Source organism: Escherichia sp. KTE96 (genome assembly GCF_000408525.1).
GTDB lineage: Bacteria > Pseudomonadota > Gammaproteobacteria > Enterobacterales > Enterobacteriaceae > Escherichia > Escherichia marmotae.
In genome coordinates this window covers 591,239-614,408 of record NZ_KE137149.1, presented here as the reverse complement: position 1 = coordinate 614,408, position 23,170 = coordinate 591,239, and the positions used below count along the sequence as shown (strand labels likewise).

Here is a 23,170-nt window from a genome sequence, read left to right as displayed (position 1 = left end):
AACTATTAGGCCATTACTATGATCCGTATTTCCGATGCTGCACAAGCGCACTTTGCCAAACTGCTGGCAAACCAGGAAGAAGGGACACAAATCCGCGTATTTGTGATTAACCCTGGCACGCCTAACGCTGAATGTGGTGTATCTTATTGTCCGCCAGACGCCGTAGAAGCCACCGATACCGCCCTGAAATTTGACCTGCTGACCGCGTATGTTGATGAACTAAGCGCACCTTACCTGGAAGATGCAGAGATTGATTTTGTTACCGACCAACTGGGTTCTCAGCTAACGCTGAAAGCCCCGAACGCCAAAATGCGTAAAGTGGCTGACGATGCGCCGCTGATGGAGCGCGTGGAGTATATGCTGCAATCGCAGATTAACCCGCAGCTTGCCGGTCACGGTGGTCGTGTCTCGCTGATGGAAATCACCGAAGACGGTTATGCCATTCTACAATTTGGCGGCGGCTGTAACGGTTGTTCCATGGTCGACGTGACGCTGAAAGAAGGGATCGAAAAGCAGTTGCTGAACGAATTCCCGGAACTGAAAGGTGTACGTGACCTCACCGAACACCAGCGCGGCGAACACTCTTACTACTAAGTTATCCCCCTCTTTTGTAGATTGCCCGATGCGACGCTAAAGCGTCTTATCGGGCTACGTTGAACATGTGCCAGACGTTGGCACGGCATTACCTCAGTAAATCTAATCCCTTCATTTCCCCACGATAATATGACCAACCTCTCATAATTTAAATTTACCCCGCTCTGGTGATTCTCAAGCGCATAATGTTACCCGTATCATTCTCATGGGCACCAAACACACTCATAACATTTGACGACACTAATTCGTTTTAGGAGTCATCAGCCGTGGTGCCGTTATATCTCTGTTCCCAGTTGGGACAACCAGGATTTGTCGTCAGAAACCTGACGTTACCCATAACAAATTAAAGGCCAGGTAAATCATGCCATTAGTCATTGTTGCTATCGGTGTAATCTTGTTATTACTCCTGATGATCCGCTTCAAAATGAACGGCTTCATCGCTCTCGTCCTGGTGGCGCTTGCTGTTGGATTAATGCAAGGGATGCCGCTGGATAAAGTTATTGGCTCTATCAAAGCCGGTGTCGGCGGAACGCTCGGTAGCCTTGCCCTGATCATGGGTTTTGGCGCAATGCTGGGCAAAATGCTGGCAGACTGCGGCGGCGCACAACGTATCGCCACCACGCTGATCGCCAAATTTGGTAAAAAGCACATTCAGTGGGCAGTGGTACTGACCGGTTTTACCGTCGGTTTTGCCCTGTTCTATGAAGTGGGCTTCGTACTGATGCTGCCGCTGGTGTTTACCATCGCCGCTGCTGCAAATATCCCGCTGCTGTATGTTGGTGTACCGATGGCCGCTGCGCTTTCCGTAACCCACGGCTTCCTGCCACCGCATCCTGGCCCGACTGCGATTGCAACCATTTTCAATGCCGATATGGGTAAAACCCTGCTGTACGGTACTATTCTGGCAATCCCGACCGTTATTCTCGCGGGTCCGGTTTACGCTCGCGTGCTGAAAGGCATTGATAAGCCGATCCCGGAAGGCCTGTACAGCGCGAAAACCTTTAGTGAAGAAGAGATGCCGAGCTTTGGCGTCAGCGTCTGGACTTCTCTGGTTCCGGTTGTACTGATGGCAATGCGCGCCATCGCTGAAATGATCCTGCCGAAAGGTCACGCTTTCCTGCCGGTAGCAGAGTTCTTAGGTGACCCGGTAATGGCAACGCTGATTGCCGTACTAATCGCGATGTTCACCTTTGGTCTGAACCGTGGTCGCTCAATGGATCAAATTAACGATACGCTGGTTTCTTCGATCAAAATCATCGCCATGATGCTGCTAATCATCGGTGGTGGCGGTGCGTTCAAGCAGGTGTTGGTAGACAGTGGCGTGGACAAATATATCGCCTCCATGATGCACGAAACCAATATTTCCCCGCTGCTGATGGCCTGGTCTATTGCCGCCGTACTGCGTATCGCGCTGGGTTCCGCAACCGTTGCGGCAATTACTGCGGGCGGTATCGCTGCGCCGCTGATTGCAACAACTGGCGTCAGCCCAGAGTTGATGGTTATCGCGGTTGGTTCCGGTAGTGTGATTTTCTCTCACGTGAACGATCCGGGCTTCTGGCTGTTCAAAGAGTACTTTAACCTGACTATCGGTGAGACCATCAAGTCCTGGTCGATGCTGGAAACCATTATCTCGGTGTGCGGTCTGGTAGGCTGCCTGCTGCTGAATATGGTGATTTGATAACACTGACTGCCGGATATGGCGTGAATGTCTTATCCGGCTGCTCTAATGAGTAGGCCGGATAAGACGCATCAAGCGTCGCATCCGGCATTAACCGCACTCTACGTCTTCTTCCCTGCCGCCCTGCGCCGTCTGTCCAAATCCTTCAGTAACTTGTTCACGCCATTATCGGAAAACATCGTCTCAAGGGTTGTAGACAGCTTGCGCCGCCAGTTTTTGTACTGGTAACTGGTGCCAGGAATATTCACCGGTTCCGCCATATCCAGCCAGTCTTCCGGCTGTAGCCCTAACAGAGCGCTGTTACTGTCGGCAATATACCGCTGCAAACCACGATTAAGCATCGGCGTCATCGACATCAGCGATGCCTTATGTCCGGCACGTTTTGGCAGACAACCATATTTATGCAGCGCATCCAGTAGCCCTTGCTTCGCCAGCTCGCGATCCTGATACAAACCGCGCAGCACTACTTCATCCGGGTACAGCCCCAGCGTTTTGCCCAGCGTTAAATCCCCGCTCTCCCAGTAACCACGCAGCGTTGGCAGGTCGTGCGTTGCTGCTACTGCCATCGACTGTTCCGGATACGCTTTCGGTGCGCGGAACGTCTTCTCATGGTCACTTTCGAAATAGAGCACTTTGTAGGAGTAAACCCCGCTACTGCGCAGCTTACCGACAATCTCTACCGGAACAGTGCCGAGATCTTCGCCAATCACCATGCAGCGATGGCGTTTGCTTTCCAGCGCCAGAATAGCGAGCAGATCATCCACCGGATAGTGAACATACGCTCCCTGATCCGCCGTTTCGCCATACGGTATCCACCACAAACGCAGCATCGACATCACATGGTCAATTCGCAATGCGCCGCAGTTTTGCATGTTCGCGCGCAGCAGTTCGATAAACGGTTCATAGGCGCGCGCGGTGATGATATGCGGGTCCATCGGCGGCAAACCCCAGTTTTGCCCTAACGGGCCAAGGATATCTGGCGGTGCGCCAACCGATGCTTTCAGGCAATACAACTCACGGTCACACCAGGTTTCTGCCCCACCTTCCGCTACGCCAACCGCCAGGTCACGATACAAGCCAATCGGCATTTCATAGCCCTGGCTTATCTCCCAGCAGGCGGCAAACTGGCTGTAGGCCAGCCACTGCAGCCAGAGATAAAAATCGACGTCATCACGATGTTCTTCACAGAACTGACGCACTTCTGGCGAGTCTACGTTCTGATACATCTCGGGCCATGCTAGCCAGCCCCAGCGCATTTCGTCTTCTTTTACTTGTTGTGCATGTAGCGCATCAAACGCCGCCTGCCAGAACAGGCTGTCGCCCTGTTCAGCAACAAACTGGCGAAACGCTACCATTTGTCCATCATCACGTTGTGCGAAGACTTTCCACGCCATCCGCAGTGCGGTCATTTTCAGTGCGGTGACGGTAGAGTAATCGACCCAGTCAGTATCCCGCGCCTGTTGCAGCGCCTGTTGCGTAGTCGGCATGTGCCACCAGGCCTGCGCCTCCTCGCTAAGATGGAAATCTTCAACGGCGTTAACATCAATATAAATCACGTTCAGCCAGCGGCGAGAAGACGGGCTATACGGGCTGGCACTTTCCGGGTTTGCCGGATAGAGCGCATGAATCGGGTTCAGGCCAATGAACGACCCGCCGCGTTTCGCCACATCCACCAACATGGCTTTGAGATCGCCAAAATCACCGATGCCCCAGTTTTTTTCCGATCGCAGGGTATAAAGCTGAACGCAAGCGCCCCACAGTTTTTGTTTATTCAACAATGCCTGCGGTTCGTAGCAGCGTTTCGGTGCGACAATCACCCGACAATGGGCGCGCTGTTCGTCCTGGGTAAGCGTCAGCGTGTGATAACCTTCCGGCAGCTTCGCCGGAAGATTGAAGGCTTTGCCACCACTCACGTGGCCTTTGTACTGTGTTCCTTCTTCGGTAGTCAGCAGCCAGCTAAATTCGCCGCTGCCCTCCACCGCCATTGGCATTTTTTTACCGAAGGTATACACCATGACGTTGGGTACTGGCGTTACCGCCACTTTCGTGGCGGTACTCCGATGCATCGCGTCAAGCAAACGCCGTTTGGTTTCGGCGCCAATCGACTGCGGTTTACCGTGGGCATTGATGTAATTGGGGCTGATCCCCGCCGCCAGCGCGGCATTATCCAGACGTTTGCTTTCCATCGAGCTTCCTTAGCGTTTTGCCTGCCAGATACGAGCCTGATAATCGCGAATAGAGCGATCCGAGCTAAACATACCGCAGCGGGCGGTATTGAGGATCGCCGCGCGTGTCCAGGCTTCCTGGTCGCGGTACAGCACATCTACCTGCTTTTGTGCCTCTACATAGGCTGCGAAATCCGCCATCACCAGATATGGATCGCCGCCCTGCTTACCGATACTGTGCAGCATCTGGTCAAACGCATGTTTATCGCCGTCGCTGTATTTACCGCTTTCCAGCTCTTTCAATACTGCATCGAGCTGCTTGTCTTTCTTACGCCATTTGAGCGGATCGTAGCCCTTCGCTTTCAATGCCTTAACCTGCTCCACGGTATGACCGAAGATAAAGATATTTTCTTCACCGACTTTTTCAGCAATTTCGACATTTGCGCCATCCAGCGTACCGACAGTGAGCGCACCATTAAGAGCCAGTTTCATATTGCCCGTGCCAGAAGCCTCTTTCCCAGCAGTCGAGATCTGCTCAGAGATATCCGCCGCCGGGATCAGCATTTCCGCCGCCGAGACACAGTAATCCGGCAGGAACACCACTTTCAGCTTGTCACCCACTTTTGGATCGTTGTTGATCACTTCAGCCACTTTATTGATCGCAAAAATAATGTTCTTCGCCAGATAGTAGCCCGGCGCGGCTTTCGCCCCGAACAGGAACACGCGCGGTACGCGGTCAGCTTGCGGGTTTTCGCGAATCTCTTTGTACAACGCCAGAATATGCAGCAGATTCAGGTGTTGCCGTTTGTACTCGTGCAGACGTTTAATTTGGACGTCGAAAATTGCCTGCGGGTTGATTTCAATACCAGTACGCGCTTTTACAAACTCTGCCAGACGAACTTTATTCGCCTGTTTGATTTCGCGATATTGCTGGCGGAATTTCGCGTCATCAGCGAATTTTTCCAGATTAATCAACTGATCGAGATCGTTAGCCCACTCTTTTTTCAGCGATTTATCCAGCAGCGCCGCCAGTGCCGGGTTGCACTGTTTGATCCAGCGACGCGGAGTAATACCATTAGTGACGTTATGGAATTTGTTCGGCCACAACTGGTGGTATTCCGGGAACAAATCTTTCACCACCAGATCCGAGTGCAGCGCCGCCACGCCATTCACCGCAAAGCCGCTAACCACACACATATTGGCCATACGAACTTGTTTGTCATGTACCACCGCCAGTTTCGCCCATACCGCCTTGTCGCCCGGCCAGGTTTGTTCCACCAGCTTCTTAAAGCGGTTATTGATTTCGTTGATTACCTGCATATGGCGTGGCAACAGCGCTTTAATCAGCTTCTCATCCCAGCATTCCAGTGCTTCTGGCATCAGGGTATGGTTGGTATAAGCGAAGGTTTTACTGGTGATTGCCCAGGCGTCATCCCAGCTCATTTGGTGCTCATCTATCAGCACACGCAGCAGTTCAGGAATGGCAATAGTCGGGTGTGTGTCGTTAAGTTGAATGACTTCGTAATCCGCCAGCTCGTGCAGTTTACGCCCCGCCAGATGATGGCGACGAAGAATGTCAGCAATCGAACAGGCGCACTGGAAGTATTGCTGCATCAGGCGCAATTTTTTACCGGCGGTATGGTTGTCGTTTGGATAGAGAACTTTAGTCAGTTTTTCCGCGTTGATGCCCTGTTGTTCAGCACGCAGGAAATCACCGTCATTAAATTTGGTAAGATTGAACGGATGAGCATGAGTCGCCTGCCACAAACGTAGCGGCTGTGCTACGCCGTTACGGTAGCCCAACACCGGAAGATCCCACGCTTGCCCGGTAATGGTAAATTCCGGTTCCCAGCGTCCATCTTTCGTCACTTTGCCGCCAATGCCCACCTGCACATCCAGCGCTTCGTTATGGCTAAACCACGGATAGTTGCCACGATGCCAGTCGTCTGGCGCTTCAGACTGTTTGCCACCGACAAAGGACTGACGGAACAGACCATACTGGTAGTTAAGACCATAGCCAGTAGCTGACTGCCCAACGGTTGCCATTGAGTCGAGGAAACACGCAGCCAGACGCCCCAGGCCACCGTTCCCCAACGCCGGGTCGATCTCTTCTTCCAGCAGGTCTGTCAGGTTGATGTCATAAGACTTCAATGAATCCTGAACAGCCTGATACCAGCCGAGGTTTAACAGATTGTTGCCTGTCAGACGACCAATCAAAAACTCCATTGAGATGTAGTTAACATGACGCTGATTCGCCGCCGGTTTGGCAAAAGGCTGGGCCCGCAGCATTTCCGCCAACGCTTCACTCACAGCCAGCCACCATTGGTGAGGGGTCATCTCAGCCGCTGAAGTTAAACCATAACGCTGCCACTGGCGTGACAGGGCTTCCTGAAATTGCTTTTCATTAAAAATGGGTTGTGACATAGGAGTTCCAGTTTTCTTAGATATTAAACACAACGTTATCGTTAGTTTGCCAGGCTCCATGTTGACCTTCCTCATCCTACGGGGGATTAGGCGGGGAGGAGTGACGGGGATGAGCAAGAAAATGTGATCGCGCCCACTTAAAGGTAGTGCAATCAACTGCAAAAGTATCAGCTCAGTGCCAGAGAGCGCAGAAAACCTGTTATTAACAGTCAGAAATGGCCGTTGCGTATTATCAAAAAGCGGAAAGTAACTCTATAAATTAAGTAAAGCGGCGAAATAGTTTCAACAATGAAATATCCATCAAAGGGCATCTCATTCTTAATAGATTTATTAAGATCATCTTTCCAGAGAGACCTTTCATCAGGAATTAAGGAGGTTTCATTGCTTTAATGAACCTTTTGGATTAAGGGAAAACACCCTAAGATCCAATATCCACACTGCATTTGCGTTGTTTTAAGATGAGGCATTAATAAACGTTTGGAATTGTGACAGAGTGCAAATTCAGACACATAAAAAATTGTCATCGCTTGCATTGCACAGGTTTCTGGCCGAACTTATAACTATTAATTACGAAGCGCAAAAAAAATAATATTTCCTCAATTTCCACAGTGAAGTGATTAACTATGCTGATTCCGTCAAAATTAAGTCGTCCGGTTCGACTCGACCATACTGTGGTTCGTGAGCGCCTGCTGGCTAAACTTTCCGGCGCGAACAACTTCAGGCTGGTGCTGATCACAAGTCCTGCGGGTTACGGAAAGACAACACTCATATCCCAATGGGCGGCAGGAAAAAACGATTTGGGCTGGTACTCGCTTGATGACGGCGATAACCAGCAAGAACGTTTCGCCAGCTATCTGATTGCCGCCGTGCAACAGGCAACCAGCGGGCACTGCGTCATCAGTGAAACAATGACGCAAAAACGGCAGTATGCCAGCCTGACGTCACTGTTTGCCCAGCTTTTCATTGAGCTGGCGGAATGGCATAGCCCACTTTTCCTGGTGATTGACGATTACCATCTGATCACCAATCCGGTTATCCACGAATCCATGCGCTTCTTCATTCGCCATCAACCAGAAAATCTCACCCTGGTGGTGCTGTCACGCAATCTTCCGCAATTGGGCATTGCCAATCTGCGCGTACGTGAACAACTATTAGAAATTGGCAGCCAGCAACTGGCGTTTACCCATCAGGAAGCCAAGCAGTTTTTTGATTGTCGTCTGTCATCACCGATTGAAGCGACCGAAAGCGGTCGGATTTGCGATGATGTGTCCGGTTGGGCGACGGCGTTGCAGCTAATCGCGCTCTCTGCGCGGCAAAATACCCACTCGGCCCATAAATCAGCGCGCCGTCTGGCGGGCATCAATGCCAGCCATCTTTCTGATTATCTGGTCGATGAAGTGCTAGATAACGTTGATCTGGCGACACGCCATTTCCTGCTAAAAAGCGCCATTTTGCGCTCAATGAATGATGCGCTAATCACCCGCGTGACCGGCGAAGAAAACGGGCAAATGCGTCTTGAAGAAATTGAGCGCCAGGGGCTGTTTTTGCAACGGATGGATGATACTGGCGAATGGTTCTGCTATCACCCGCTGTTTGGTAACTTCCTGCGCCAACGCTGCCAGTGGGAGCTGGCGGCGGAGCTGCCAGAAATCCACCGTGCCGCCGCAGAAAGCTGGATGGCACAAGGCTTTCCCAGCGAAGCTATTCATCATGCGCTGGCGGCAGGCGATGCTTTGATGTTGCGCGATATTTTGCTTAATCACGCCTGGAGCCTGTTCAACCATAGTGAACTGTCGCTGCTGGAAGAGTCACTCAAAGCCCTGCCGTGGGATAGTCTGCTGGAAAATCCACAGTTGGTGTTATTGCAGGCCTGGTTGATGCAAAGCCAACATCGCTACGGCGAAGTGAACACCCTGCTGGCGCGAGCCGAACACGAGCTCCAGGACATCAGAGAAGGCACCATGCATGCAGAGTTCAACGCCCTGCGCGCCCAGGTGGCCATTAACGACGGTAATCCGGAAGAAGCCGAACGACTGGCAAAACTGGCTCTGGAAGATCTGCCTCCGGGTTGGTTCTATAGCCGCATTGTTGCGACCTCTGTGCTTGGCGAAGTGTTGCACTGTAAAGGTGAGCTGACCCGCTCGCTGGCATTAATGCAACAAACTGAGCAGATGGCGCGTCAGCACGATGTCTGGCACTACGCCTTGTGGAGTCTGATTCAGCAAAGCGAAATTCTGTTTGCTCAAGGATTCCTGCAAACTGCGTGGGAAACGCAGGAAAAAGCGTTCCAGTTGATTAACGAACAGCATCTGGAACAGTTGCCGATGCATGAATTTTTAGTACGTATCCGCGCGCAACTGTTATGGGCATGGGCACGGCTGGATGAAGCCGAAGCCTCGGCGCGTAGTGGGATTGAAGTCTTATCGTCTTATCAGCCACAGCAACAGCTCCAGTGTCTGGCAATGTTAATTCAATGTTCGCTGGCTCGTGGCGATCTGGATAACGCCCGTAGCCAACTTAACCGCCTGGAAAACCTGCTGGGGAATGGCAAATATCACAGCGACTGGATCTCTAACGCCAACAAAGTTCGCGTTATTTACTGGCAGATGACCGGCGATAAAGCCGCCGCAGCAAACTGGTTGCGCCATACTGCGAAGCCGGAGTTTGCCAATAACCACTTCCTGCAAGGTCAATGGCGCAACATTGCCCGTGCACAAATCTTGCTGGGCGAGTTTGAACCTGCGGAAATTGTCCTCGAGGAACTCAACGAAAACGCCCGCAGTCTGCGGTTGATGAGCGATCTGAACCGCAACCTGCTTTTACTCAATCAGTTGTACTGGCAGGCAGGGCGGAAAAGTGACGCCCAGCGCGTATTGCTGGACGCATTAAAACTGGCGAATCGCACAGGATTTATCAGTCACTTTGTCATCGAAGGCGAAGCCATGGCGCAGCAGTTACGCCAACTGATTCAGCTCAATACGCTGCCGGAACTGGAACAGCACCGCGCGCAGCGTATTTTGCGGGAAATAAACCAACATCACCGGCATAAGTTCGCTCACTTTGACGAGACCTTTGTCGAACGTCTGCTAAATCACCCGGAAGTGCCGGAACTTATCCGTACCAGCCCGCTAACTCAACGCGAATGGCAGGTGCTGGGGCTGATTTACTCCGGTTACAGCAATGAACAAATTGCGGGCGAACTGGAAGTGGCAGCGACCACCATCAAAACGCATATCCGCAATCTGTATCAGAAACTCGGCGTTGCCCACCGTCAGGCTGCGGTACAGCACGCACAGAAACTGCTGAAGATGATGGGATATGGGGTGTAAGTTTGGTCGGATAACATTCCTGCTCCGACTTACATCCCTGCATTATTCAACGCTAACTCGCGTTACATCGTCTGTTTCAGTCAGAGTAAACCGCACAGGTAAGAACCGTTCCACCACCGCGATATTGGTCAGCAGATGGCATGAGGGATGCGCGACCGTAAACGCCCCCGCACCCGCCAACGCCATGGGCAACACCAGTTGATCTGCGAGATATTCACCTACTGCCGCCGGACTTGCCAGGTAACGTTTCACTTCTTTAACCAACTGCGCTGCTACCACTTCGGCACTGACGCGCTTTTCACCGACGGCAAAAAAGCGTTCGGTAATATTTTCGCTTTCCACTTCTAGCGAGACGGTATTTCCCGGTCCCTGCTCACGCGGCAAGAGATGGATATTCTGCTCATACAGCGAAAAACTGGCTGCCAGCGCAACGAGTTCACGTTCTCCGACATGCCGCGGCACACCAGCTAATAATACTTCGCCGCGTAATCGCATAACGGTGCCCCGCTCGCCCAGTTGTAACGCGTTTAGTGATGCCACGGGCGTGACTTCCGCTACCACCACACCGCCTCCGGCAGGGTAAAAACCGTGGCGTAACAGCGTGGTTTGCTGATGAATCCCCATTTGTGCCAGCAGAGGTTCCAGCACGCGGCAGATAAAACCCGCGGGCGGCGCCGACGGGTTTTCGGTGCCACCGCTGACTTCTACGCGAGAAGGTCCATCGGCAAACCACAGCGCAGGCAGCACCGTTTGTAGCACCAGCATGCAGCTTCCGGCACTACCGATAGCAAAGCGATAATCGCCGCCACGCACATTACCGGGCCGGAAGACCAGGCGCTGCGAACCCAGTTCCGCGCCGTCTACTATAGCTCCGCAAATTTCCGTCGCCGCCTTTACCGCGGTCAGATGCTGGCGCAACAGCCCCGGTTTCGCCCGTCCGGCACGAATGCCTGTGATGGTAAACGGCTTACCGGTTATCATCGACAGACTTAACGCCGAGCGCAGGATCTGCCCGCCGCCTTCGCCCTGTGCACCATCCAGCGCAATCATCCTTTTCATCATTTATCCTTTTACGCACACCACCTGACGCAGGGTGTAGACGACTTCCACCAGATCGCTTTGTGCTGCCATTACTGCATCAATGTCCTTATACGCCATCGGGATTTCGTCGATCACCTCGGCATCTTTACGGCATTCCACATGTGCTGTAGCACGGATCTGATCTTCCACACTAAACAGTTTTTTCGCTTTGGTACGGCTCATCACGCGACCTGCACCGTGGCTGCATGAGCAGAAAGACTCTTCATTTCCCAGCCCACGCACGATAAAGCTTTTCGCCCCCATCGACCCAGGAATAATTCCGTACTGCCCGGCACGCGCAGACACCGCGCCTTTCCGCGTCACATAGATCTCTTCGCCAAAGTGCAGCTCTTTTTGCACATAGTTGTGGTGGCAGTTGATCTCTTCCATTGCCAGCGTTTGCGGCTGTCTCACCGTTTTATGCGTAATGCTCTGCAACGCCGATACCACGTTTTCCATCATCGCATCACGGTTGAGGCTGGCAAAAAGCTGCGCCCAGGCTACTGCTTTCAGGTAATCGTCAAAATATTCCGTTCCTTCAAGGAAGTACGCGAGATCACGTGACGGCAACGTTTCAAGCTGTTCCTGCATCTCTTTTTGCGCCAGGTCGATAAAGTAAGTTCCGATGGCGTTACCAATTCCGCGTGAACCGGAGTGCAGCATAATCCACACCCGATCCGCCTCATCAAGGCAGATTTCAATAAAGTGGTTACCCGTTCCCAGCGTTCCCAGGTGTTTATAGTTATTGGTATTCAGGAAACGCGAGTATTTTTGCGTTAACCATTGATAACCGGCTTCCAACTCGGCCCATTTAGCATCGACGTTAACAGGCGGATTTTCCCATGCACCTTTATCACGTTTACAACGCCCGGTAGTACGCCCGTGTGGCACGGCAGTTTCAATTGCCTGACGCAGCTCCGCCAGGTTTTCAGGCAAGTCTGCCGCCGTTAACGCGGTACGCAGTGCGTTCATTCCACAGCCGATATCCACGCCCACCGCCGCCGGAATAATCGCCCCTTTGGTCGGGATCACGCTACCAATGGTGGAACCTTTCCCCAGGTGCACATCGGGCATCACCGCAATATGCTTGAAAATAAACGGCATCTTCGCCGTATTTATCAGTTGCTGGCGCGCATCGTCTTCTACCGGCACGCCTTTGGTCCACATTTTTACCGGGGCATTTTCAGTGGTCAGTAATTCGTAATTCATTTTCTTTTTCTCGTTTCGTTGTTTGCTGTCCTGATAATTGCAACCGTCGTGCCAGAAAATTAAATCAGCAGATTAAATCTATAATTAATTGTTTTTATTTAATTAAAAGTACAAAGTCCGTATACGGAGATTTTCTATAAAGCCACTTAACCGATAATGAAATATCGTCTTTTATAAGGATATCTAAGATGCGTAAAACAGTGGCTTTTGGTTTTGTCGGAACCGTACTGGATTATGCCGGGCGCGGTAGCCAACGCTGGTCGAAATGGCGGCCGACACTCTGTTTATGCCAGCAAGAATCATTGGTGATTGATCGACTGGAATTATTACACGACGCCCGCTCACGCTCGCTGTTTGAAACGCTTAAACGCGATATCGCCAGCATTTCACCAGAAACGCAGGTTGTAGGTGTAGAAGTGGAACTCCATAATCCGTGGGATTTCGAAGAGGTCTACGCCTGCCTGCATGATTTCGCCCGTGGTTACGCTTTTCAACCTGATAAAGAAGACTATTTAATTCACATCACCACTGGCACCCACGTAGCGCAAATTTGCTGGTTTTTGCTGGCAGAAGCGCGTTACCTGCCCGCCCGACTGGCGCAAACTTCCCCGCCGCGTAAGAAAGAACAGCCGGATAGCGCAGGCGCAGTGACGATTATCGATCTCGATTTAAGCCGTTATAACGCTATCGCCAGCCGCTTTGCCGAAGAACGCCAGCAAACGCTCGATTTTCTTAAGTCAGGCATCGCCACGCGTAACCCACACTTCAACCGCATGATTGAACAGATCGAAAAAGTAGCGATTAAATCCCGCGCGCCAATCCTGCTTAATGGCCCGACCGGCGCGGGCAAGTCGTTTCTGGCACGACGCATCTTCGAATTAAAACAGGCACGGCATCAGTTTAGCGGCGCGTTTGTTGAAGTGAACTGCGCCACGCTGCGCGGTGATACCGCCATGTCGGCGCTGTTTGGTCATGTGAAAGGTGCGTTCACCGGCGCGAGAGACGCGCGGGAAGGGTTATTACGCAGCGCCAACGGCGGCATGTTGTTTCTTGATGAAATTGGCGAACTGGGCGCAGATGAACAAGCCATGTTGCTGAAAGCCATTGAAGAGAAAACTTTTTATCCGTTTGGCAGCGATCGCCAGGTGAGTAGCGATTTTCAGCTTATCGCCGGAACGGTGCGCGATTTGCGCCAGTTGGTCGCTGAAGGGAGATTTCGTGAAGACCTGTATGCGCGGATAAATCTCTGGACCTTCACTCTGCCAGGACTACGCCAGCGTCAGGAGGATATTGAGCCTAACCTGGATTATGAAGTGGAGCGCCACGCCTCACTCACCGGCGATAGCGTGCGTTTTAACACCGAAGCGCGGCGCGCATGGCTGGCTTTTGCGACATCCCCCCAGGCAACATGGCGCGGTAATTTTCGCGAACTTTCTGCCAGTGTTACGCGTATGGCGACGTTCGCCAATAGCGGACGCATCACTCTGGAAGCTGTGGAAGATGAGATTCGCCGTCTGCGCTATAACTGGCAGGAGAGTCGCCCTTCGGCACTTACGACGTTGCTGGGCGCAGAGGTGGAGAACATCGATCTCTTCGACCGAATGCAACTGGAAAACGTGATTGCCATTTGTCGCCAGGCAAAATCGCTTTCCGCCGCCGGACGTGAACTTTTTGACGTTTCGCGCCAGGGCAGAGCCAGCGTTAATGACGCGGATCGGCTACGCAAATACCTGGCGCGTTTTGGTCTGACGTGGGAATCGGTACTGACTCAGCACAGTTCCAGTTGAATATGATGGTCCGTCAGCACCTGCATCACCCCCGCAGGCGGCATGGTGTCGGTGTAAACGGCATCGACCATGCTGATGCTGCCCATGTTTACCATCGCATTACGGCCAAATTTTGAGTGATCGACAACCAGCATAACGTGGCGCGAGTTCTCAATAATGGCGCGTTTGGTGCGAACTTCATGGTAATCGAACTCCAGTAACGAGCCGTCGCTGTCAATGCCGCTGATCCCAAGAATGCCGAAATCGAGGCGGAACTGAGAGATAAAATCCAGGGTCGCTTCGCCAATGATCCCGCCATCGCGGCTACGCAATTCACCACCGGCGAGAATAATGCGGAAATCTTCTTTCACCATCAGCGTATTAGCGACATTGAGATTGTTGGTGACAATGCGCAAATTGCTGTGATTGAGCAGCGCGTGCGCCACCGCTTCCGGCGTGGTGCCGATATCAATAAACAGCGTCGAACCGTTGGGGATCTGCTCGGCCACTTTACGGGCGATACGCTCTTTTTCTTCGGTCTGGGTAGCTTTGCGATCGTGCCACGGCGTGTTAACCGAACTGGAAGGCAGCGCCGCGCCGCCATGATGGCGCAGGATCAGGTTCTGTTCCGCCAGTTCATTGAGGTCACGGCGAATAGTCTGCGGGCTGACGGAAAAATGCTCTACCAGCTCTTCGGTGCTGACATAGCCCTGCTGCTTAACCAGTTCGATAATACCGTTGTGTCGTTGTGTTTGTTTCATTTATAAATCCCTGGAATTATTTTCGTTTTCGCGCATTGAGCGAATCAACAAAAGCCATCGCTAAACCCACGGCTAACCCGGCGATGTGTGCTCCATTCGCCATCGACATCCCAAACAAATCAAACCATCCGGCAACAATCCAGATCAGCGCAAAGATGATTAACCCACGTTGCAGGTAAATACCGCTTTGTGGATCGCGCTCGCCGCGTAGCCAGACGTAGCCCATCAGTGCATAAACCACACCGGAAAGCCCGCCAAACCACGGCCCACTGAACTTTTGCTGCACATAGCCGCTTAACAGGGCGCTGATGAGAGTAATGACTATCAGCTTACCGCTACCGAGGCGTTTTTCCACTGCGCCACCGAGATACCACCACCAGAGCAGGTTAAAGAGGATATGCATCAGCGAGAAGTGCATTAACGCATGCGTGAAGTAGCGCCAGAACTCAAATTTCAGCGTCGGATCGAATGGCCAGGCCAGCCATAACATCACTTCCTGATCGCCAAGAATTTGCATGGCGATAAACACCAGCACGCAGGCAATCATCACTACCCAGGTGACCGGGCCTGCACGTTCACGCAAAGTGGCAAAGAAAGGAAAACGGCGATAGTGCAGGCCACTACCGGTATGACCTGACTGCCAACTGGCGGCGAGATAACGCGGGTCTGCCGGGTTTTCGAGAAAACGCGCCAGCTCTGCCCGCACGCGTTCGGCCTGGGATTCATCCGCCAGCCAGACATCGCTTTGGTTATGTTGTTGAATCGTGAGGATAACGCCCTGTGTCGCCATGTAATCAACAAATGCCTGCGCCACGCGGGGGTTAGCAAAAGAGGTAATCATCAACATCGTTGCTGTCGCTTATTCCACACAAAAGGGGACAGTATAAAGCGTTACGCGCCGTAAGCCACCTCTGCGGGAAACTGACGCTGCCAGGCTTCAAAGCCACCATCGATACTGTAAACCACATCATAACCCTGTTGCAGCAGATACTGCGCCGCGCCTTTGCTGCTATTACCGTGGTAACACATCACCATTACCGGGGTATCGAAGTCATTTTCGCGCATGAACGCACCCAGCGTGTCATTGGTTAGATGGAAAGCCTGCGCCGCATGCCCCATTGCGAAACTTTGTGGATCGCGAATATCGACCAGCACCGCCTCTTTTTCCTGCAACTTCTGGTGCGCGTCGGCAACGTTAATACATTCGAACTGATCCATGCGTCTCTCTTTCTTTACAAACAAGTGGGCAAATTTATCGCACAGTTTACGTCGGAGCGGCAGATAAACGCCATAATGTTATGCATATCACTCTAAAATGTTTTTTCAATGTTACTCAAAGCGCGTTTGTTTGCTATTATGTTCGATAACGAACATTTATGAGCTTTAACGAAAGTGAATGAGGGCAGCATGGAAACCAAAGATCTGATTGTGATAGGTGGCGGCATCAATGGTGCTGGTATCGCGGCAGACGCCGCTGGACGCGGTTTATCCGTGCTAATGCTGGAAGCGCAGGATCTCGCTTGTGCGACATCTTCCGCCAGTTCAAAACTCATTCACGGTGGCCTGCGTTACCTTGAACACTATGAATTCCGTCTGGTCAGCGAGGCGCTGGCAGAACGTGAAGTGTTGCTGAAAATGGCCCCGCATATTGCTTTCCCAATGCGTTTTTGCCTGCCGCATCGCCCGCATCTGCGTCCCGCGTGGATGATTCGCATTGGTCTGTTTATGTACGATCATTTGGGTAAACGAACCAGCCTGCCGGGATCAACCGGTTTGCGTTTTGGCGCAAATTCAGTATTAAAACCGGAAATTACGCGCGGATTCGAATATTCCGACTGTTGGGTTGACGACGCCCGTCTGGTACTCGCCAACGCCCAGATGGTGGTGCGTAAAGGCGGCGAAGTGCTTACCCGTACTCGTGCCACGTCTGCCCGCCGCGAAAACGGTTTGTGGATTGTGGAAGCGGAAGATATCGATACCGGCAAAAAATATACATGGCAGGCTCGCGGCCTGGTTAACGCCACCGGTCCGTGGGTGAAACAGTTCTTCGACGAAGGAATGCATCTGCCTTCACCTTATGGCATTCGCCTGATCAAAGGCAGCCATATTGTGGTGCCGCGTGTGCATACCCAGAAACAAGCGTACATTCTGCAAAACGAAGATAAACGTATTGTGTTCGTGATCCCGTGGATGGATGAGTTTTCCATCATCGGCACCACCGATGTGGAATACAAAGGCGATCCGAAAGCAGTGAAGATTGAAGAGAGCGAAATAAATTACCTGCTGAAGGTGTATAACGCGCACTTTAAAAAACAGTTAAGCCGTGACGATATCGTCTGGACTTACTCCGGCGTGCGTCCGCTGTGTGATGATGAATCCGACTCACCGCAGGCAATCACTCGTGATTACACGCTCGATATCCATGATGAAAACGGCAAAGCACCGCTGCTGTCGGTATTTGGCGGCAAGCTGACGACCTATCGTAAACTGGCGGAACACGCGCTGGAAAAACTGACGCCGTATTATCAGGGTATTGGCCCGGCGTGGACGAAAGAGAGCGTATTACCTGGTGGAGCCATCGAAGGCGACCGCGACGACTACGCAGCCCGCCTGCGCCGCCGCTATCCGTTCCTGACCGAATCGCTGGCACGTCATTACGCACGTACTTACGGCAGCAACAGCGAACTGCTGCTCGGCAATGCGGAGACGATAAACGATCTCGGGGAAGATTTCGGTCATGAGTTTTACGAAGCGGAGCTTAAATATCTGGTTGACCACGAATGGGTCCGCCGCGCCGACGATGCCCTGTGGCGTCGCACAAAACAAGGCATGTGGCTGAATGCGGAACAACAGTCTCGTGTGAGTCAGTGGCTGGTGGAGTATACGCAGCAGAAGTTGTCGCTGGCGTCGTGATTTAACGTAAGCTGCTGGGTCAGATTTCAATCTGACCTGAGACTGATGACAAACACAAAAACTGCCTGATGCGCTACGCTTATCAGGCCTACGTGGTTCATGCAATATATTGAATTTGCATGGTTTTGTAGGCCGGATAAGGCGTTCACGCCGCATCCGGCATGAACAAAGCGCACTAATTCCATTTGGTTGTCCTTTATTATTAACGGACAGTTTAAACTGTCAGGATAAACCTATCCTACAGATGATATCTATTCAAAATCCGTGCAATAAATAATAAAAAACTGTGCAAGGCTATTGAGAATGTCAGGAGTTTGTTGATAAATTCATTATTTCATAACGTTCATTCATTAACGCTATGTAGAAACACAGAAATATGGGACTCTATCCATCGTATCATTTCGTTGTGCCTGAAGCAGACATTCTCACCGTTAATTTTTCCACATAAACCAAAACCATCAAAATAGATATCACATTTTTTATTTTGATATGAAGTGATATTCACGCGCCACCTCAGATTAGTAACATTTTCCTCTTGTTCAGCATAATCCATCTGTAATAGCTCAACAATTTTTTTACTTTCTTTATCATCAAGCTCAGTGATTTCAACCTTGTATTTATAAATTTCATTCAGCCGTCCCTCATCAATTGAAACTGGCGAAGTGTATCCCTGCGGATAATTTGTAATCTCTAGTTTATCTACGCGATTACCTATGTGGCATAAATCGTTCACTTTGCCTTCGGCAACTGCGGATCCGGCGTAAATCATAAGCAAAACCGTTAAAGCTTTTTCTATTTTTTGTTTCATATTTTATTGAGTAACATTAACAGAGTCGTTTAGCGTTGATTTCTCCCTGTTGCCATCGTCACTCCAGTCAATTGATTTATCGATATTATAATCAGGGTAAACTGCATATGATGTTGAAATATTTAACCTGTCCTCAAACGGACTTTTCACGCTCACTCTCAATAAAACAGAAACTGATGGTCCTCTGACTTGATTCTCTATATCCGGGCAACGAAAAGCATAATATTGGTACAAGTCAAATTCATTTTCTGAATAATACTCAGACAAATTAATTCCGGGGTTAATTTGCTCTCTTTCACAAACTAATGTGTAATGCAGGAAAGGCGGTGAAATACTCTGGTGCGCAGCATTACTCTCAGGAAGAAAGAGTAAGCAACTGCTGATAGGTAATAAAATCTTCATATCCATATCTGCCCCCTGTTTACTTTATTATTTAATATCTGATAACGTTTTATACATCGGCACATATCCCACATCTTCTACCAGGCTCTGCCCTTGTGGCGTTAAAAACCACTCCACCAGTTTTTGTGTTTCTGACGTTGTATTTTCCCGCGTCACCATGAACGCATCGACGATGTACGGATATTTGCCGTTGCGAATGTTTTCCGCAGTCGGCGCAATGCCGTTAATCGCTAATAATTTTATATTCTTATCAGCATTCATTTGCGTGGCGTAATAGCGGAAGGTGTAACCAATTGCGTTGTTTGTATTACGGTATTCGGCAACGACTTTAATCATTCCTTCCATCACACTTGCTACTTCTGTTTCCTGCGGAGAGATCATGCGGATATTTTTCATGACCTGTGATTGCATCACCGTCTGACTACCCGAGTCTTCCGGGCGTTGCCAGGTCTGGATCTCCTGATCATTACCGCCAACCGTGCGCCAGTTGGTAATTGCGCCACTGAAGATGTCACGCACTTGTTGTTCAGTCAGGGAATTAACCGGGTTATCCGCATTGACGATGAAAACAAATGCTTCGCGAGCAAAAGGTGTGTACATCAAAGTAACACCTGATTCCTCTGCACGTTTTTTCTGCCCACCGGAAGGTTGAGCCACAAAAATAATATCAGCGTCTCCCTTAACGATTTTGTTATACGCCTCCGGCGTGCGAGAGTTCGCCAAATATTCCCGGGTGTGTAAATCTTCCGGTATTACGCTTAACGCATAAAATGCAGAGGCATAAATTGGGTACGCTGCCGTAGCGCCATCGAGTCGCGGCCAGTTTTGCGTGAACTGAATTTGCGGTTTACCACGCAGTGGCGTCAATTGATTATTGAGTTTATCGGGTTGCCAGGCCCAGGTATCAATATTTTCGCGTACACCAACGCCGGGATTGAGCTGTTTATATAAATAAGCCTGATAACCAGCGACAAAACCAAGCATGAGAAGGATAAACAGGAGAGAATTACGGCAACGTAGCCCGGATGTGCCGGTTAAAGAATGTCTGGTTGGCCAGGCGTATCCCAGCGAAAAACTGATATGCGCCCCAACGGGAATTATGACTATCCACCAGAACTCACCACCAACTAATGAGACTAACAAAACGCCCAGCCAGGGAAGCATAAGGTTTGCCAACCAATCTGCTCCCATCTGGCGAAATTGATAATCTGCCAGATGTAGCGTGATTATCCAGCCAACCAGGATTAATAGTGCCGGTAACAGAAAAAAGCATTGTCGCCAGGCGGCTATTTCTCTTTTTTCTGGAGCGCTATCGCCCGCCCATACTCGCCCCGAGAAAAATAGCATTATCGCGCCCAGCACCAACATAAAAATGTTAAGCAGAAGGTAAATTGTTGGCGTGAAGAGTAAATTGCAAACCTCAAGAATGGCGGTAAGTCCGCCCCCCAGCATGGCAACAACCGCTGCCAAAAATTGCGTCAGTATGGGGATGCCGAAAAAAGTCATTACCAGCGAGGTCAAAATCCATTTTCCGTTTTGCATATTATTCATCCTTGCTGTTACTGCGCTTTATTTTGCACCGATGGCTAAAAGCGGGCTAATCCGATTCTGTACTCACACACATTACTGATATTCCACCCGCAAAATAGCCAGGGCGTTATAACGACCCGCAGCAGGTAGTCGCCCTGTGGTACTGACGGGGAGAGACAGAAAAGTCACGTCTGCCGTCTGAGCTGACTCAGCCCGGTTTTCAACTAACTTAAATGGCACGCCAACATGCGCAGCCAGCTCATTCAAGTCTACGGACTCCTGTTGGCTATCCATAATCATAATGCCAACGTCTGGGTTATCCTCCGCCTGAATAATGCTTTGCCGACCATTAACATCTCTCGTTGATGAAATATTGCCATCAAAAACCAGCGTCATTACGGCATCAATATCTTTATTTGTACAGTTTATCGGAATAGTGGTTGCAACCGGGGAAACGCCTGTTGGCTTCACTCCAGCACCAGCCCGACTTAGCTCACTGGCCCAGACATCCGGCATATTAACGGTAAAACTGGTGCCCTCATTAATTGTGCAACCTTGTGGAACCTCAATATTTAAGTTACCAATATAAGCATTAAATACAGGAACTGGTCCGTGCTCCGTTGGGAACTGGCTGACATACAAAGAAACCAGCAACACGTTATTTATTGAGATGTCGGATATTATTTTTTTATCAAGTCTGATTTTTATATAGCCTTCTGTTCCCGATCCCCAATTCGATGGTTTACTTCTGTCTGCTGAATAATTGGTGCTGTAGTTGTCAAAAGGTACTGTCTTATCTGTCATTGTTTCATTTTTATTATAGAGTTTTATATGTGTTGAAACCGATATCTCATGAGTCAAGGGGATAAATATATCGCTTCCCTGATGATCACCAGACGCACCTGATTGATCTATGCCAGATGTGGCTGTAAAATAAACCTCGTAATTACCCAGGGAATTGCAATACGCTTTATAAACCCCTATATTCCAGTTCTGCACTGGTAGTACTTTCCCGGGAGAATTATTATTAACATCTGAGACAATAACAGTACCAAAATTATAAGAAAATGTCGCAGGAGTAGTATTATTTCCTGGCTTTCCAGGATAACAAAAAGCGCGACCCCGTCCCATATCTTCTGCATACACGATGTTATAGCAACTACTGATTAAAAGAAAAAACAATATACAAATTACTTTTATATTTCCCCAAGAATAAGTTAACATTCTACTTCTCCAGTTATCCATGTATCGCTACTGCACCCATAGCATTATTTTGCAAAACATTTAATTTCACGTTACATACAGGTAAGGCATTATTATAAAGATCCAACGTTTGCCAGTTAACCTCACAATATCCTTGCCGCAGACACCAATTCTGTTGACGATGGCTAAATGGTGCGACCATGCCACCATTTATGCTTTTACCATCAATAGATAAATTATAGAGTGTCACATACCAGGGGGTAGGGTTAAAAATAGTGACAGTTTCATTGTTTCGCGACCAACGTAACTGTTTATAAGCGTCAAGTGGATTACCTGATAATGTCTCCGGGCGATAAAATATTTTCATCCTATTGCGTACGGCTACCTGGAGTTGATTTTCGTTCTTAAGCTGTGAGTTTGGTTCCTGAGCAGGTAACGCTGCAATATTCAGTATAAATAAACTCTCACGATCTGCAGGTAACTGGCCACCCACGTGATTAATTCTTATTTTGGTATGTTTATCTTGTTTAAGTACTAATAATGGTGGCGTCGCAATAAATATCTTATCTGGAAGTAAAGGCTGGGATTCCACTGTCCCTTTTAACTGACGTCCATCATCAGGTGTCACGGAAATTTTAACCAACATATCTCTACTGGCAGTATTTTTAAGCTCGACCGATATTGATGACTGCTTTTCTGGGTAAACAAAACGGGTACTGCCAACGACAACCCCTGCTTGCGCATTTGTGCAACATATTAAAAAGAATATCAGCACATTAATCATAAGTGACGATAAAGGAAACTGATGCATTCGCATCTCCTGGTTGTACATCATTTTTTATGGCTTTATAAGCCGCAAAGAAATGCAATGTGTTATCTACCAATGGCGTAAGAGCATAACTGGTGCTTATTATACCATTACTAATACTTTGTCTGTTGTTATCAAAAATAGCCAGCGCTAACCCCTCAACAGATCCCTCATCCAGTTTATACAGGGTGGTATCTTCACTCACTGATGTTCCATCAAATTTGATATTGGCATTACTGACATCACTGCCACAGCGGGTTAATTTTATAGAGAAGTCAATTTTTTCAGTGACATCTCCTGAATTTCTAACCCTATAACTGGGTACATCTGGCATGTTGACCGTGAAATTTTTAGACTCATCGGCAACAATGCAAGTCTTTGCCGTTATTATTCCTTCTATACGTACAACACCTGTATGCGTTGTATCATCAGCAATGGATGATATTGATATCACAGAGAATAACAAAGCAATTAAATTACAATAGCGCGTCATATTATCC

General features: G+C 49.8%; 18 protein-coding genes. 5 read left to right on the top strand and 13 right to left on the bottom strand.

The features are described from left to right. Window positions 1-18 precede the first annotated feature (18 nt). Both nfuA and gntT read left to right on the top strand, forming a co-directional pair. Window positions 19-594, top strand: coding sequence for a Fe-S biogenesis protein NfuA (nfuA, locus tag A1WG_RS11475; RefSeq protein WP_000619389.1), 576 nt, complete (start codon window positions 19-21; stop codon window positions 592-594). 361 nt (window positions 595-955) lie between these two features. Then, window positions 956-2,272: a gluconate transporter gene (gene gntT / locus A1WG_RS11480; protein WP_001131743.1), complete on the top strand. Its 1,317-nt coding sequence runs from the start codon at window positions 956-958 to the stop codon at window positions 2,270-2,272. Between the two features lie 101 nt (window positions 2,273-2,373). On the opposite strand, the gene malQ is transcribed toward gntT, so the two are convergent. Together malQ and malP are read right to left on the bottom strand one after the other, a co-directional pair. After that, on the bottom strand, window positions 2,374-4,458 hold the full coding sequence (gene malQ / locus A1WG_RS11485; RefSeq protein WP_001517238.1) for a 4-alpha-glucanotransferase: 2,085 nt from the start codon (window positions 4,456-4,458) through the stop codon (window positions 2,374-2,376). Between the two features lie 9 nt (window positions 4,459-4,467). Then, window positions 4,468-6,861: a maltodextrin phosphorylase gene (gene malP, locus A1WG_RS11490; protein WP_000081932.1), complete on the bottom strand. Its 2,394-nt coding sequence runs from the start codon at window positions 6,859-6,861 to the stop codon at window positions 4,468-4,470. A 623-nt stretch (window positions 6,862-7,484) separates the two neighbouring features. Between malP and malT the strand changes: the two genes are divergently transcribed. Beyond that, window positions 7,485-10,190 carry an HTH-type transcriptional regulator MalT gene (malT, locus tag A1WG_RS11495; RefSeq protein ID WP_000907051.1) on the top strand — a complete coding sequence of 902 codons (2,706 nt, stop codon included), beginning with the start codon at window positions 7,485-7,487 and terminating at the stop codon, window positions 10,188-10,190. Window positions 10,191-10,232: 42 nt separating this feature from the next. Here the strand turns inward: malT and rtcA are convergent, their stop codons facing one another. Together rtcA and rtcB are read right to left on the bottom strand one after the other, a co-directional pair. Continuing rightward, the gene (gene rtcA, locus A1WG_RS11500; protein ID WP_001517239.1) at window positions 10,233-11,249 is read right to left on the bottom strand and encodes an RNA 3'-terminal phosphate cyclase; all 1,017 of its coding nucleotides are present in this window, start codon (window positions 11,247-11,249) and stop codon (window positions 10,233-10,235) included. Window positions 11,250-11,252: 3 nt separating this feature from the next. Then, window positions 11,253-12,479, bottom strand: coding sequence for an RNA-splicing ligase RtcB (gene rtcB / locus A1WG_RS11505; RefSeq protein WP_001517240.1), 1,227 nt, complete (start codon window positions 12,477-12,479; stop codon window positions 11,253-11,255). A gap of 188 nt (window positions 12,480-12,667) precedes the next feature. Between rtcB and rtcR the strand changes: the two genes are divergently transcribed. Then, window positions 12,668-14,266 carry a DNA-binding transcriptional regulator RtcR gene (gene rtcR / locus A1WG_RS11510; protein WP_001232910.1) on the top strand — a complete coding sequence of 533 codons (1,599 nt, stop codon included), beginning with the start codon at window positions 12,668-12,670 and terminating at the stop codon, window positions 14,264-14,266. On the opposite strand, the gene A1WG_RS11515 is transcribed toward rtcR, so the two are convergent. The 3 genes from A1WG_RS11515 to glpE are packed head-to-tail and all read right to left on the bottom strand — an operon-like array spanning window position 14,248 to window position 16,224. Further along, window positions 14,248-15,006, bottom strand: coding sequence for a DeoR/GlpR family transcriptional regulator (locus A1WG_RS11515; RefSeq protein ID WP_000815101.1), 759 nt, complete (start codon window positions 15,004-15,006; stop codon window positions 14,248-14,250). The genes rtcR and A1WG_RS11515 overlap by 19 nt on opposite strands. Window positions 15,007-15,022: 16 nt before the next feature. Continuing rightward, complete coding sequence (glpG, locus tag A1WG_RS11520; protein WP_001517241.1) at window positions 15,023-15,853, bottom strand: rhomboid family intramembrane serine protease GlpG; 831 nt, start codon at window positions 15,851-15,853, stop codon at window positions 15,023-15,025. A 44-nt stretch (window positions 15,854-15,897) separates the two neighbouring features. After that, window positions 15,898-16,224, bottom strand: coding sequence for a thiosulfate sulfurtransferase GlpE (gene glpE, locus A1WG_RS11525; protein WP_001517242.1), 327 nt, complete (start codon window positions 16,222-16,224; stop codon window positions 15,898-15,900). A gap of 189 nt (window positions 16,225-16,413) precedes the next feature. On the opposite strand from glpE, the gene glpD reads away from it, so the two are divergent. Next, window positions 16,414-17,919, top strand: a complete 1,506-nt coding sequence (glpD, locus tag A1WG_RS11530; RefSeq protein ID WP_001517243.1) for a glycerol-3-phosphate dehydrogenase — start codon at window positions 16,414-16,416, stop codon at window positions 17,917-17,919. Window positions 17,920-18,262: 343 nt separating this feature from the next. Here the strand turns inward: glpD and A1WG_RS11535 are convergent, their stop codons facing one another. From A1WG_RS11535 to A1WG_RS11560, 6 genes are all read right to left on the bottom strand, one after another. Beyond that, entirely contained in the window at window positions 18,263-18,727 is a 465-nt protein-coding gene (locus A1WG_RS11535) for a hypothetical protein (RefSeq protein WP_001517245.1), read from the bottom strand. Window positions 18,728-18,730: 3 nt separating this feature from the next. Further along, the gene (locus tag A1WG_RS11540; RefSeq protein ID WP_000367278.1) at window positions 18,731-19,135 is read right to left on the bottom strand and encodes a hypothetical protein; all 405 of its coding nucleotides are present in this window, start codon (window positions 19,133-19,135) and stop codon (window positions 18,731-18,733) included. Between the two features lie 21 nt (window positions 19,136-19,156). Then, entirely contained in the window at window positions 19,157-20,671 is a 1,515-nt protein-coding gene (locus A1WG_RS11545) for a PstS family phosphate ABC transporter substrate-binding protein (RefSeq protein ID WP_001517246.1), read from the bottom strand. Between the two features lie 81 nt (window positions 20,672-20,752). Further along, window positions 20,753-21,883 (bottom strand): fimbrial protein, encoded by a 1,131-nt coding sequence (locus A1WG_RS11550; protein WP_001517247.1) that lies wholly within the window; start codon window positions 21,881-21,883, stop codon window positions 20,753-20,755. A gap of 13 nt (window positions 21,884-21,896) precedes the next feature. Beyond that, complete coding sequence (locus A1WG_RS11555; RefSeq protein WP_001517248.1) at window positions 21,897-22,673, bottom strand: fimbrial biogenesis chaperone; 777 nt, start codon at window positions 22,671-22,673, stop codon at window positions 21,897-21,899. Next, entirely contained in the window at window positions 22,639-23,163 is a 525-nt protein-coding gene (locus tag A1WG_RS11560; RefSeq protein WP_000199134.1) for a fimbrial protein, read from the bottom strand. The genes A1WG_RS11555 and A1WG_RS11560 overlap by 35 nt, the downstream gene beginning before the upstream one ends. Window positions 23,164-23,170: the final 7 nt, after the last annotated feature.

Coding starts and splice junctions, on each gene's coding strand:
- nfuA (WP_000619389.1), top strand. CDS start 19: ATGATCCGTATTTCCGATGCTGCACAAGCGCACTTTGCCAAACTGCTG.
- gntT (WP_001131743.1), top strand. CDS start 956: ATGCCATTAGTCATTGTTGCTATCGGTGTAATCTTGTTATTACTCCTG.
- malQ (WP_001517238.1), bottom strand. CDS start 4,458: ATGGAAAGCAAACGTCTGGATAATGCCGCGCTGGCGGCGGGGATCAGC.
- malP (WP_000081932.1), bottom strand. CDS start 6,861: ATGTCACAACCCATTTTTAATGAAAAGCAATTTCAGGAAGCCCTGTCA.
- malT (WP_000907051.1), top strand. CDS start 7,485: ATGCTGATTCCGTCAAAATTAAGTCGTCCGGTTCGACTCGACCATACT.
- rtcA (WP_001517239.1), bottom strand. CDS start 11,249: ATGAAAAGGATGATTGCGCTGGATGGTGCACAGGGCGAAGGCGGCGGG.
- rtcB (WP_001517240.1), bottom strand. CDS start 12,479: ATGAATTACGAATTACTGACCACTGAAAATGCCCCGGTAAAAATGTGG.
- rtcR (WP_001232910.1), top strand. CDS start 12,668: ATGCGTAAAACAGTGGCTTTTGGTTTTGTCGGAACCGTACTGGATTAT.
- A1WG_RS11515 (WP_000815101.1), bottom strand. CDS start 15,006: ATGAAACAAACACAACGACACAACGGTATTATCGAACTGGTTAAGCAG.
- glpG (WP_001517241.1), bottom strand. CDS start 15,853: ATGTTGATGATTACCTCTTTTGCTAACCCCCGCGTGGCGCAGGCATTT.
- glpE (WP_001517242.1), bottom strand. CDS start 16,224: ATGGATCAGTTCGAATGTATTAACGTTGCCGACGCGCACCAGAAGTTG.
- glpD (WP_001517243.1), top strand. CDS start 16,414: ATGGAAACCAAAGATCTGATTGTGATAGGTGGCGGCATCAATGGTGCT.
- A1WG_RS11535 (WP_001517245.1), bottom strand. CDS start 18,727: ATGAAACAAAAAATAGAAAAAGCTTTAACGGTTTTGCTTATGATTTAC.
- A1WG_RS11540 (WP_000367278.1), bottom strand. CDS start 19,135: ATGGATATGAAGATTTTATTACCTATCAGCAGTTGCTTACTCTTTCTT.
- A1WG_RS11545 (WP_001517246.1), bottom strand. CDS start 20,671: ATGCAAAACGGAAAATGGATTTTGACCTCGCTGGTAATGACTTTTTTC.
- A1WG_RS11550 (WP_001517247.1), bottom strand. CDS start 21,883: ATGTTAACTTATTCTTGGGGAAATATAAAAGTAATTTGTATATTGTTT.
- A1WG_RS11555 (WP_001517248.1), bottom strand. CDS start 22,673: ATGCATCAGTTTCCTTTATCGTCACTTATGATTAATGTGCTGATATTC.
- A1WG_RS11560 (WP_000199134.1), bottom strand. CDS start 23,163: ATGACGCGCTATTGTAATTTAATTGCTTTGTTATTCTCTGTGATATCA.